10 protein-coding genes and 2 pseudogenes are annotated in these 11,539 nt (G+C 62.7%); 4 read left to right on the top strand and 8 right to left on the bottom strand.

Going from position 1 to position 11,539, the window contains the following annotated elements; all coding sequences use genetic code 11:
• The 4 genes and pseudogenes from H9Q09_RS16245 to H9Q09_RS16230 all read left to right on the top strand — a co-directional run.
• Nucleotides 1-556 (top strand): IS3 family transposase (locus H9Q09_RS16245; protein ID WP_187391884.1); only part of this gene is annotated, 556 nt, incomplete at its 5' end.
• An 82-nt stretch (nucleotides 557-638) separates the two neighbouring features.
• Nucleotides 639-1,007, top strand: a pseudogene (locus H9Q09_RS16240) (transposase); the annotation flags it as partial.
• A 237-nt stretch (nucleotides 1,008-1,244) separates the two neighbouring features.
• A complete protein-coding gene (locus tag H9Q09_RS16235) occupies nucleotides 1,245-2,063 on the top strand; it encodes a GIY-YIG nuclease family protein (protein ID WP_187391883.1) in 819 nt (272 codons plus the stop codon).
• A 256-nt stretch (nucleotides 2,064-2,319) separates the two neighbouring features.
• Complete coding sequence (locus H9Q09_RS16230) at nucleotides 2,320-2,514, top strand: hypothetical protein (RefSeq protein ID WP_187391882.1); 195 nt, start codon at nucleotides 2,320-2,322, stop codon at nucleotides 2,512-2,514.
• A 124-nt stretch (nucleotides 2,515-2,638) separates the two neighbouring features.
• Here H9Q09_RS16230 and H9Q09_RS16225 read toward each other — a convergent pair.
• From H9Q09_RS16225 to H9Q09_RS16190, 8 genes and pseudogenes are all read right to left on the bottom strand, one after another.
• Nucleotides 2,639-3,596, bottom strand: a pseudogene (locus tag H9Q09_RS16225) (IS630 family transposase).
• A gap of 118 nt (nucleotides 3,597-3,714) precedes the next feature.
• Nucleotides 3,715-4,491, bottom strand: a complete 777-nt coding sequence (locus H9Q09_RS16220; RefSeq protein WP_187391881.1) for an enoyl-CoA hydratase-related protein — start codon at nucleotides 4,489-4,491, stop codon at nucleotides 3,715-3,717.
• Nucleotides 4,492-4,561: 70 nt separating this feature from the next.
• The gene (locus H9Q09_RS16215) at nucleotides 4,562-4,972 is read right to left on the bottom strand and encodes an OB-fold domain-containing protein (RefSeq protein ID WP_210315391.1); all 411 of its coding nucleotides are present in this window, start codon (nucleotides 4,970-4,972) and stop codon (nucleotides 4,562-4,564) included.
• A gap of 1 nt (nucleotide 4,973) precedes the next feature.
• A complete protein-coding gene (locus tag H9Q09_RS16210) occupies nucleotides 4,974-6,017 on the bottom strand; it encodes a thiolase family protein (protein WP_210315390.1) in 1,044 nt (347 codons plus the stop codon).
• A gap of 199 nt (nucleotides 6,018-6,216) precedes the next feature.
• The gene (locus tag H9Q09_RS16205; protein ID WP_187391880.1) at nucleotides 6,217-7,377 is read right to left on the bottom strand and encodes a CaiB/BaiF CoA-transferase family protein; all 1,161 of its coding nucleotides are present in this window, start codon (nucleotides 7,375-7,377) and stop codon (nucleotides 6,217-6,219) included.
• Between the two features lie 29 nt (nucleotides 7,378-7,406).
• A complete protein-coding gene (locus H9Q09_RS16200) occupies nucleotides 7,407-8,393 on the bottom strand; it encodes a CoA transferase (RefSeq protein WP_187391879.1) in 987 nt (328 codons plus the stop codon).
• Nucleotides 8,394-8,419: 26 nt separating this feature from the next.
• Nucleotides 8,420-9,379 (bottom strand): TAXI family TRAP transporter solute-binding subunit, encoded by a 960-nt coding sequence (locus H9Q09_RS16195; RefSeq protein ID WP_187391878.1) that lies wholly within the window; start codon nucleotides 9,377-9,379, stop codon nucleotides 8,420-8,422.
• A 19-nt stretch (nucleotides 9,380-9,398) separates the two neighbouring features.
• On the bottom strand, nucleotides 9,399-11,300 hold the full coding sequence (locus H9Q09_RS16190; RefSeq protein ID WP_187391877.1) for a TRAP transporter fused permease subunit: 1,902 nt from the start codon (nucleotides 11,298-11,300) through the stop codon (nucleotides 9,399-9,401).
• Nucleotides 11,301-11,539 lie beyond the last annotated feature (239 nt).

Raw genomic sequence — 11,539 nt, 5'->3', positions numbered from 1 at the left:
GGACAGCGAGCACGCCTGGCCCGTCGCCCCGAACCTCGTGGCGCAGGACTTCACGGCGGACGGCCCGGACAGGAAGTGGGGGGCGGACATTTCCTACATCTGGACCGCGGAGGGCTGGCTCTACCTTGCCATCGTGCTCGACCTCTTCTCCCGGCGCGTCGTCGGCTGGGCCACGAGTGACCGACTGAAGCGCGACCTCGCGGTCGAAGCGCTGCGCCGTGCTCTCGTGGCTCGCAACCCGGCGCCGGAGTTGGTGCACCATTCCGACCGTGGGTCGCAATACTGCTCTGTCGACTATCAGGCGCTGCTCCGAAGGCGCGGCATCCTGATCTCGATGAGCGGGCGCGGGAACTGCTACGACAACTCGATGGTGGAAACGTTCTTCAAGACCATCAAGTCGGAGCTGATCTGGCAGGTCGCATGGCAATCCCGCAAGCAGGCCGAAAACGCCGTCGCCCAATACATCGACGGGTTCTATAACCCTGTCAGGCGCCATTCATCGCTCGGCTTCCAGAGCCCCATCGCCTTCGAGCGAAACGCCCGGGAAATGAGCTAAACGCTCTCCACAAAAGCCGGGCAAGTCCAAACACCTCCTGGTTCCTCAGTTGGTGCTCTCCACTTTTCCCGGGCAAGTCCACATTGCCCGTCTGCTGACGCTGAAGCGAGATCATTTGACGAAGAGCGAGACGGTCACGGTCGCCGCGATCGAAGCCGGAGTGCCCACCCTGGCCAAGGCAAGAGAGTTGATCGACCGGTTTCATGCCATGATCCGCAGCCGAGAAGTCGGGGATCTGTCGTCCTGGATTCACGATGCCGAGGGAAGTTTGTTAGCGTCCTTCGCTCGCGGCATCAGTAAGGATGCATCCGCAGTGCAGGGCGCGATTACCGAACCGTGGTCGAACGGCCAGACGGAAGGCCAGGTGAACAAGCTCAAACTCGTGAAGCGGCAAATGTACGGGCGCGCCAAGCTTGATCTTCTCGAGGCCCGCTTGCTCGGCGCAGCCTGATCGTCATCGAATGTGCGTCAGACCCAATTTTGGACGCCGATAGGGGGTCAATTTTGAAGGCCGTTTGACACCGCTGACCTCGAAAACCCCTTTCATTGTAGATGCATCCCGTTCCGAACCTCACACGATTGAATGGGCTGGCGAGGAGAATGCAAGGTGCAATGAGGGGAAGCCTCGATTTGCCGTTGGCTACACACCCCCGGTAACGTCCAGCACCTGCGTTGCGGAGAGGTTTAGATGCTGAACAATCATAAGCAGTTCGTGGCGTGGCGACGGCAGGTCTTTGTGCGCAATCCGCACCGAGGCCTGAACATCCTTTACGCAGGTCTCATCTCGAGAAGTGGCATCTACTTGATCGGATGCGCAGACGAGATCGTCTATGTCGGTCAGTCATTAGACCTGACGGAACGCCCGATTGATAGCTTGGGCCGCTACTACCACCGTGTTCCTGACGTTTCATTGCCGTGGTCTCTTGCTCTGGCCCCCTGTCCATCGGACGAGATGCACGAAAGAGAAAGCACGGCCATTCGTGCCTTTGCCCCAAAGTTCAATACTTCGATCCCCAGCATCCCTAGCAGCGAAGGACGGATGCCCGAGATCGTTGGTTACGCTGCAGTCTTTGGGGATCAGATCAGTACGGGAGGTGCTTTCGAAGATGAGAATCTCCGCCGGCAGATGAAGCGCGCAGCTGGAAACCCATCTCCACCTTGGCGTCAGGGGAAACAGCGAAAGAAGACCGGAAAACGCGAGCCAAAGCCTGTGCTGCCGCCCTTCGACCCACCTGCCCAGCTTACGGGCGAGGAGCTTCGAGAGGCTTGGCGGCGCTATGGCGTCCCGTACGCTGATCCCTTGGTGTATCCAATCAGTCTTTGCGATGACGGGTCGGTTGTGACCCGTGACGGAGAGTTCATTGGCACATGGGGAATGGATCAGTATGACGCGCCTTCGTTTGCGCCTGATGGCGGGACAGTCCCCTTGCTTGAAGCACCACTCGTCGGTCTTCTTTGCATGTGCATTCGCGACTGGTATGAGGAAAAGACCGGCGAGAAATTGTAGATGGCCGACTGCCGTTCAGGTTCAATGGTCGTGGGCCGCGAAAGACAGCTTTGACCGCTTCGGCGACATTTGTGCAGATCGCGGCGAACGACAGGTTACGGGGAACGGAATCTGTCGCTTCACTGTCCGGAATGGGCGCCATGCAGACCGACAGATTTCGGCTGGACAGGGCCGAAAGGAGACTGTCGGCTTCGGAACATCACAGGCGAAAAGCTGACATGGATCCGATCCGCGAACTCCCATACGGGCCCGCAGCATGGCGCTGCATCATGAGGCCGGACAGATGGCAGCGCCCGACTACGCCAATACCCAAATTTACCTCTTCCTTCTTCGGGGCGTCCACAGACGTCATTCGGAATCGCCGAGATCCGAAATGCCGCATATCGTGGACGGCGCGCATTTTATCGCGTCGGCTTTGCCGAAGCGGCACGCTGCCGAGGTTGTCGATTGAACTGGATCGCCCGCGGTCGCAGTACGGGAAAAATCAGCCTGAGCAGGCCGGCATCGTGGCGTGATCCTAGCCAAGTCGAAGAGCGCCGTCCTCCATAATTGTTGGTGGCTAGAGCGTCGGACGCTTAATCAGACGCATATCCCGCGGCCTTGAGGTAGTTCCAGCACTCTTCTGGTTCAAAGAGGCCGCAGATATCGCCGATGGCCTTCCAGAGATCGTCGAATGTTCTGGCGGCAGCCTTGCGCAGATGTGCCTTCAGCTTTGAGAACGCCATCTCGATCGGGTTCAGATCCGGCGAATAGGGTGGCAGGAATAGGAACCAGGCGCCTCTTCGTCGAAGGCACTCGGCCGCCCGCTGACTTTTGTGGACAGCAAGATTGTCGAGAATGACGATGTCGCCTTTGCGCAGCGTCGGCGCGAGCTGGGTCTCGATGTAGGTGTCGAAGGCGGATCGGTTGAGCGGCCGGTCGATGACCCAGGGTGCGGTTAGTTCGTGGCAGCGCAGGCCGGCAATGAAGGTCTGGGTGCCCCAGTGGCCGAAGGGTGCGTCGGCGCGCAGTCTCCGGCCGCGCCGGCTACGGCCGCGCAGCCGGGCCATCTTGGTCGTCACCGACGTCTCGTCGATGAACACCAGACGCTGCGGCGCCAATCGCATCCGGGGCTGGCGCTTGGTCTTCCAGACCCGGCGCTCCTCACGCACGCCGGCGCGTGCGCATTCCGACGCCATCAGGCATTTTTTTATATGTGAAGCCGCGCCGGCACAGAAAGCGCGACAGCACCGCCGGGGCTGCGGTCACGCTGTGCGTCTCCATCAGCAGCGCGGCCAGTTCCGGCATGGTGATGTCGGGCTTGGCTTCGACGGCGCCGATCAGAAAGGCCTCAAACACCTCCAGCTTTCCGCTACCGCGAGGGCGGCCCTGCTTGTGCGGTGCGATCGATCCTGACCGGACCCGCCGCTGGTCCAGCTTGATCGCAAAGCTCTCGCTAACGCCAAAATGGCGAGCCGCCGCCCGACGAGACTGACCCTTGTCGATGAAGCCGGTGACCCGTTCACGCAGATCAATCGAATAGCTTTTGCTCATGATCCACCTCCAGCACGAGGGAATCACGGTGAAGGCTTAAAGGGAAGCGGGCCGGGGATTCTGGGATTCAGTCCGACGCTCTAGACGGCGCCGGAGTTGGGGGATCGTGATGCGGCCCTTATTTGCCCTTGAACTGCGGAGGCCGCTTCTCGCGGAACGCCACCCGGCCCTCGATCCGGTCCTCGGAGTCACGCAGTATGCCCCAGGTCATATGTTCCTCGTTGATCGCCGCGTCGAGCTTCATGTCGAGGCCCCGATAGACCAGGCCCTTGACGGCGCGCACCGAGAGGGGGGCATTCGCCGCGATCTGAAGCGCGATCTCGCGCGCCTCGTCCATCAGCCGGTCGGCCGTTACGACGCGGCTGACCAGCCCAATGCGCAGGGCTTCCTCGGCGTCGATCTGCGCGCCAGTCAGGAGCATGAGCATCGCGTTGGACAGGGCCACCGTGCGCGGAAGGCGCTGGGTTCCGCCGGCGCCGGGAATCGAGCCGACCTTGACCTCGGGCAGGGCGAAGCATGCGTGTGACGCGGAGATACGGATGTCGCAGGCCAGCGCCAGTTCAAGCCCGCCGCCGAGCGCCATTCCGTTGATGGCGCAGATGACCGGCTTGAGCGTGCCGATGGCGCGTTGCCAATTGGCCGCCGGCGGGTGATCGCCATAGGTCAGCTCGGCAAAACTTTCCTTCGGCGGCATGGTCTTTTTCAGGTCGGCGCCGACACAGAACGCCCGCTCTCCCACGCCAGTGACGATGATCGCCCGGATCTCGTCATCGGTTCGGGCGATCTCGAAGGCGTCGACGAGTTCCTGCTGCGTTTCGGGATCAAGGGCGTTGAGCGCCTCGGGCCGGTTCAGGGTGAGAGTGAAGATTCCATCGCTCTTGGAGTGTTCGAGCATGTGCGGTTCCCGCTTGCCGGAGTGTGTCGTGGAAGGCCGGCGGCGTCCATGCCGCCGGGTAGGAGACGGATCAGGTCAGGTCCGCCAGTTCGAACCGCGGCAGGACCACGCCGTCATCAATTCTGACAAGAACCAGCCTGACCCGTTTGCCTATGACGTTCTCGGACGGGTCCTCGGTAAGGTTCGAGATGACCATCGGCCCTTCGTCCAGCCTGACCGCGACGACGTTGTAGGGGGCGGGGTATTCCGGCAGGTAATCCTTGCGAAACATTACCCAGCTCGCTACCGCGCCACCACCCGACACCGGCTTCCACGTGGAAGTGGTGGACAGGCATTCATGGCAGGCCGGTCCGGGCGGATAGCGCCAAGCGCCGCAGTCGTCGCAGCATTGCAGGCGCAGTTCGTTGTGGGTTTCGAGCGCCTCCCACATCGGTCGATCGTAGAAGCCCATTATGCGGGAGGGTGTTCTGGCCGTCTGCATGTCAGTCCCTTCCGTAAATGATCGAAACGGCCTTGCCGGCCACATCGGACGAGTAGTGCACGCGTTTGGCGTCGGCGATTTGGCGGTCGCCGCATTCGCCCCTGAGCTGGCGCACGCATTCAACCTGGTGCGCCCAGCCTTGCATGTAGGTTTCCGATAGATGGCCGCCGGAGGTGTTCGTCGGCAGCTGCCCGCCAAGCCCGATGCCCTTTTCCGACATGAACTTTCCAGCCTCTCCTACTCCGCAGTAGCCGTAGCCTTCGAGCGCGAGGGGGATGTGGACCGAGAAGCTGTCATAGACCTGGAAGATGTCGATATCCTCGGGGCCGAAACCCGAGACGTCGAAGATCTTGCGCGCGACAGCCTGTTGCGCCGGCCGGTAGAAGTCGGTCAGGCGGGGCTCGAGGCTGGTGGCGTTGCGGTTGAGATCAAAGCGCCCGGTGGTCTCGATCCAGACCGGTTTGCTAGAAATCTTCTTGGCGATGCTAGCTTCGGCGATGATAAGTGCCACTCCGCCGTCGTTAATCTGGCAGTAGTCGAACAGCCTCAGTGGCTCGGTGATGTAGCGGGCATTCATGTAGTCGTCGAGCGTGATCTCCTTGCGCTGGATGGCGTTCGGATTGCGCGCCGATCCTTGCCGCTGCGCGACGGCGACGTGACCCAACTCGCGCTCGGTGATGCCGTAGCGGTCGGCATAGGCGCGGAAGGTCATGGCGTAGAGTGCGCCTTGCGAGGTCATGCCCCAAGGCGCGTGGTAGACGTAGGAGAGGAACATGTTGCCACCCATCGCCTGAGGACCGCCATATTGCGTGCCGGCTGAGCGCTGGTCGTTGCCGTAGACCAAGGCCACGACCTCGGCCGCGCCGGTCTCGATGGCCTGAACTGCCTGGAGGACCGAGAGGACGGCGTCAGCTTGGTCGCCCCAGCGGACGTCCATGTTCAGGATCTCGGCCATGCGCTCGTAGGCTGTTTCGGGCCCGACGATCAGGCCGTCGATCTTGTCGCGGGTCAGACCGGAGTCCTTGAGCGCCTCGCGGAAGGCCACGGCTCCGTAATAGTAGGAATCTCCGGGCTTCTCTCCGGCGCGGACCCTCGTCCAATCACCCACCCAGTCCGAATGGCCGACGCCCACGACCGCTGCGCTTCGTTTCATTCCTAAACCCTTTCCGCCACTCGGCGCTGTGTCCCCGTTTCCGGCATCATCTCTGATCACCTCGTCATTTCCGTCCAATTCGCGCGGCCCGTCAGGTCGGCTGGCTTGGCGCGGTCGACAGGACGCCTTCGCGGACCAGCCGCAGGAAGGCGCTCTCGCTTCGCCCGAGCAAGCCGACAACCACGCCATGGTTGTCGGCCCCCAAGTCGCGGGCCGGTGTCTCGATCTCCAGGGGCCGGTCGCCGTAGCGCCAAGGCAGCCCTTTTGCCGCTTCGCCATTCGGGGCGGTAGCGAAGGCGAGGCTTGTCTTGGCTTCGCGCACCATCTCCTCGACGCGAACCACCACCCGTGCGCATGCGCCGAGGGCGGTCAACTCGGTCACAGCATCCACGCCGTCGAGTGCCCTTACAATATCCGCGACGTGCTTTCGAACATCGCCCCTCGCACCCGCCGCGATCTCGCTGGTGATCAGAAGTGACCCGGCAGGCAGACTGACCGCGACCCATTTGCCATCGCGGCTTGCGTAGATGCCTTCATCGTTGAGCCCTCGGCGCACCGGGGAATTGGTCCTGTCCGTTGCGCCACGAACGGCGGATACGAGATGCTCGCCCAAGAGGAATGCTGTTACCTCGCGCTGCGATATATCGACATGCATGGCTTTACCCGTCCGGCGGGCCTCCAGGATCGTGCTCATGATGAGACCGGCCGCAAACAGCGACACCACCTGGTCGGGATAGTTCAGCGCCTGTCCGCTGATCCTGGGGGGTCCGTCCGCGTAGCGGACCAGATCGGCGAAGCCCGCCGAGGCCTCGAGCGTCGAACCGAACGACACCGCGTTGGCATCGGGCCCCGAGGTGCCTTGGCTGGAGATGGACCCCAGGACGATGCGGCTGTTGTGGGCGCGAAGCGCCCCGAAGCCCACCCCGAGGCGGTCGAGGACGCCGACCCGGAAGTTCTCGACCACGACATCGCTGGCGGCGACAAGGTCGAGAAATAGATCGCGTCCTTCGGGCGACTTTAGGTCAAGACAAACGCTTTTCTTGTTGCGGTTCGTGAAACGAAAGTATGGAGAGTGGTTCCACCAGTTGTCGCCGTCCCCGCTTTCGGCCCATCGACGGAATGGGTCGATGTAGTTCGGACCTTCGACCTTGATCACCTCGGCACCCAGGTCGGCCAGTATCGCCGACGTGCTGGCGCCAGCTGTGATGATGCCAAGGTCGACGACCCGCAATCCTGCCAATGGCTTGTTCACGTTCTCTCCTGAGACTTTCGGTGCGATGGTCAGGCGGCCTCGAACCATGCCGCGGGAAGGCGGGGCAGGCCGTGCCTCGGGGACCCTTTGGCGAGTTCGATGAAATCGCGCGAAAGCATTTGCTGGTCGCCGATCAGGTCGGCTATCTTGAGCACTGGACCGAAGGGCAGCCCGAGCCGGCGGGCCGTCAAGAGGATATCCTCGCGCGGCATGTCTCGCGCCCAGTCGGACACGATCGACACGAATTCCTCGACGTTCCGGCGGCGCGCGGCGAGCGTGGCGAACCTAGGACCGGCTAGGCGCGGATTTTCGACCAGCTCGACCAACTGGGGCATGTTCTTGTCCTGAAGGACCAGCGCGAAATGCCCATCCCGCGCCGCGACGGTCACCCAGTCCTCGGCCCGGCCGATGCCAAGGTCGTCCATCCCCAGCGCCGCGGCCATGTAGTTCTTCCAGTTCAGCCAGAGCGCCACGTCGACGACCGAAACCTGGCCTGGCCTATGTCCGTTGCCGAGCGTGGCGCCTAGGATCGCGGCGACGAGCGCATCGAAGGCCGCCGCCCCGGCGGAGTATGCCGCTTGGTGACCCGGCATCGCCAGCGGCGGACGCCCCGGTTCTCCGAAGATGTCGAGAAGTCCGGTTGCCGCCAGGATCGTCAGTTCGCTGTGGGGCGCGTCGTTATCGAGCGACGACCGGATGAGGACTGCGGCCCCCCGATCCCAGCCATAGGCCAGATCCCGGTCGCTGGTCAGGACGTCGCTGGAATCTTCCGGGACGGTTTTGGCGAATGACTTGCCGCTGCCCAGGAAGGCGCCGATGGCGCTCAGGCCGTCCGCCGCCAAGGGCGCCCAGCCGGCCATGGGGTCGTCTCCATCGGCAGTGACGCAGACTACCCGCGCGCCGAGGTCGGCGGCAATACGGCCTGCAAAGGCGATCGAGATCTGGCTCACGGAATCCAGATCCGGTCGCGGTACTTCCGCGATGGTCCGACCGGCGAGCGGTTTCGGAATCAACATGAAGCCAGTCTCCTTTGCGGCGCGCCCTACTTCATCAGATCCTTTTCTTTTAAGTAGCGCAGGGCGCCTGGGTGAATCGGCGGGGCCACGTCGACCGTTGCGTTCTTGATCGTCACTTGGGCGAAGGCCGGGTTGGTCGGACGCTCACCCTCCCAATAGGCCTTGGTCAGTTCGTAGACCTGCTCCTCCTCGGCGTCCTTGTTCACGAACAGGACCTCGGGATAGGCAAAAGTGTGAACCTCGTCGTCCTGGCCCGAGTAGGTGCCCGCCGGGATCGTCGCCTTGAGCATTGTTCCCTGGTAGGATTCGTTCAGCTTGTCGAAGGCGTCGTCGGGGATGTCGAGCACCCGGACGGGGGTCGATGCCGCCAGTTGCTGGATCGAGCCGGACGGCATTGGCTGACCGTTGCAGGTCGCGTCCGCGACGTTGTTCGACAGCGCGTCATAGCTGCCGCTGGTGGCGATCTCGAGGATATTGAAGTCCTCTGGCTTCATGCCGAGCGCCGCGATCATCGCGCGGTTGATCGCCTGGGTGGCAGTCGCCGGCACGTTGATGTTCAGCCGTTTTCCCTTCAGCTCGCTGAACTTGGTGATGCCAGAATCCGCCCGCACGACGCACTGAAAGGTCGCCGTGGTGACCGGGAACATCCGGCGCAGGGGCTCGAACCTTTCCTTCGCGTCCGGCACCGCCTCGAATTTTCCAGTGCCGCGCCAGGCGTCGCCCAGCTCAGACAAGAGCGTGAGGCCGGAGTTCACGTTGCCCTGCGCGACCAGGCTGAGGTTGTCATTGTAGCCGCCCGACGATTGCGCGGAGACCTCGATGCCGCTCTGTCCCTTGTTCATCGCCTCGGCGATGGCCGAGCCGATGATATAGGGGCCTGAGCCAGTGCTTGACGTCGCGATCGACCAGCGTTCCTGCGCCTGACCTGCGATTGGCATGGCCATGACCGAAAGCGCGAGTCCCAGTGCTACTTGCTTATGTCCCATTGTTTCCTCCCTGCGTGGTTCAGTTGTGGGCGACGGTTCCGGCCATTTTCCCGTTCCTGAAACGGGCGAGCAGCAGGCCGGCGATGATAAGGACCAGCCCGAGGCCGTCCGAGATGTAGTCTGCGTAGATGAGGCCGAGGGCGCCGAGGCCGATCAGGACACGTTCGAGCGGGTTCAGCATCCAGACGCACCAGCCTTGCAAGGCGGCGGCAATGGTGATGGTCGCGATGAAGCCGATGGCGCTGCTGAAGACGACCGCCGCCCAGCTGCCTTGCATCAGCAGCGCGGGCGAGTAGACGAACATGAAGGCGATGGCGAAGCCTGGAACCGAGTAGAGGAACGCCCATACAGCGGTTTTCCACCAGTTCGCCTTGGCGATGGACGCGGCGACCACGGCGACCACGGCGACGGGCGGAGTCGAGCCCGACTTGATGGCGAAGTAGAAGAGGAAGAGATGTGCCGCCAGCATCGGCACGCCGACCGCTGTCAGCGCGGGTGCGACGAAAAGGGCGAGCAGCACGTAGGCGATCGGGGTGGGCATGCCCATCCCCAGGATTGTCGCCGCGACGACGCTGAGGATCAGGGTCATGAACATCATGCCGCCGGTGCCCGACAGAAGGATCTCGGTCAGGCGCGGAGCCAGGCCCGTGGTGACGAGCGCCTGCTGGATGAACCCGATGGCTGCGACCAGCGCGACAATCGAGGCGGCGCTGCGGGCGCCGTCGTCTAAAATGTTGATGAAGCGGCGCAGGCTGAGTCGTGTCGAGGCGCGCAGCATCGCCACCGCGATGGCGATGAGGATGGCCGCCATGCCCGCGTAGCTGGGCGAATAGCCCTTTCCAATGAGAAGGTAGAACAGGACGGCCGGCGGAATGAGCAGGTGCCATCCATCATTTAGGACCTGCCGCCAGCAAGGGATCTCGGACGGATCGAGACCTCGCAGACCCAGCCGCACCGACTCGATATGAACGACCGCGAAGACCGACACGAAGTAGAGGATCGCTGGGATCAACGCGGCGAAGGCGATGGTGGCGTAAGGAATGCCGGTCATGTCGGCCATGATGAATGCCCCCGCGCCCATGACTGGCGGCAGGAACTGCGAGCCCTCCGAGGAGACCGTCTCGATCGCGGCGGCCTTGTGGGCCGGCATGCCGTTCCGCTTCATCAGGGGAATGGTGAAGGTGCCGGTCGTCGCCACGTTGCCGATCGACGAGCCAACCATGGTCCCCAGACCCGCGCTTGCCACGACCGCCGATTTTGCCGAGCCACCGGTGTGGCGGCCGAAGAAGGCGTTGCAGATGTTCATGATGAAGTCGCCGGTGCGCGTCTCGGTCATCGCCGCGCTCAGCAGCATGAACATGAAGAGATAATTGGCGGCGACATCGAGCCCGAAGCCGAAGATGCCTTCAGCGGTGTAGGCGGTCAGGTAGATGAACCGCGGCAGGCTCATGCCGTTATGGCCCATCGCGCCCGGAATCAGGTTGCCGAACAGGATGTAAAGAATGCCGAGAACGCTAAGGATGAAGAACGCTGCGCTTTCGCGCCGTGCCGCCTCGAGCACCACGAGTACCAGCAGCCCCCCGATAACGAGATCTGTCGTCGTTAGGAAGGATGACCCCCAGGACGCGAGGATGCGGTCAAGATTCGCCAGTATGTAGGTGACGGCGACCCAGGTGCAGATCGCGCAGAGCCAGCTGGCCGCCCTCAGCGCGGGCGGTTCGCGACGCGCACCACCCTCGTTGCGCAGGAAGTAGATGGTGAAGGAGAAGCCGAGGAACAGGGCGAGGTGGACCAGCGTTGTCCTATACGGTCCGTAGATGGTCGTGTAGACCATGTAGACTGAGAAGATCAGCGCGACGACGGTTAGGGCCGTCTGGACGATAACTCCGACCCTACCTCCCGTGGTTGCGGCGGAGATCATGCGTGCCAGTCCGTTCGGGCCCTAAGTGGCATGATCACTGGCACGGGGCCGAACTCACGGCCCAAGGCTTCTGTGTCCAGATGGAATCCTAGCCCGCGTATCATCATCACTCCCCCTCTGGCACGATCTCCCGGCGCGCCTGACACGGCCGGTGGCTACCGCGGTCGTGTCGACTCCATACTTCAGGCTTTCGCGACATCTCTTCAAACGACTTCTCGGAAGCCTTTGCATGAGCTAGG

It is taken from the genome of Aurantimonas sp. DM33-3 (assembly GCF_014334315.1).
Classification (GTDB): Bacteria; Pseudomonadota; Alphaproteobacteria; order Rhizobiales; family Rhizobiaceae; genus Aurantimonas; species Aurantimonas coralicida.
This window is presented reverse-complemented; position numbering and strand designations above follow the sequence as displayed.

Bases quoted from the DNA above. Each gene is read 5' to 3' on its own strand.
- H9Q09_RS16215 (WP_210315391.1), bottom strand. From the start codon at position 4,972: ATGCAGACGGCCAGAACACCCTCCCGCATAATGGGCTTCTACGATCGA.
- H9Q09_RS16200 (WP_187391879.1), bottom strand. From the start codon at position 8,393: ATGTTGATTCCGAAACCGCTCGCCGGTCGGACCATCGCGGAAGTACCG.
- H9Q09_RS16235 (WP_187391883.1), top strand. From the start codon at position 1,245: ATGCTGAACAATCATAAGCAGTTCGTGGCGTGGCGACGGCAGGTCTTT.
- H9Q09_RS16220 (WP_187391881.1), bottom strand. From the start codon at position 4,491: ATGCTCGAACACTCCAAGAGCGATGGAATCTTCACTCTCACCCTGAAC.
- H9Q09_RS16190 (WP_187391877.1), bottom strand. From the start codon at position 11,300: ATGATCTCCGCCGCAACCACGGGAGGTAGGGTCGGAGTTATCGTCCAG.
- H9Q09_RS16195 (WP_187391878.1), bottom strand. From the start codon at position 9,379: ATGGGACATAAGCAAGTAGCACTGGGACTCGCGCTTTCGGTCATGGCC.
- H9Q09_RS16230 (WP_187391882.1), top strand. From the start codon at position 2,320: ATGGCGCTGCATCATGAGGCCGGACAGATGGCAGCGCCCGACTACGCC.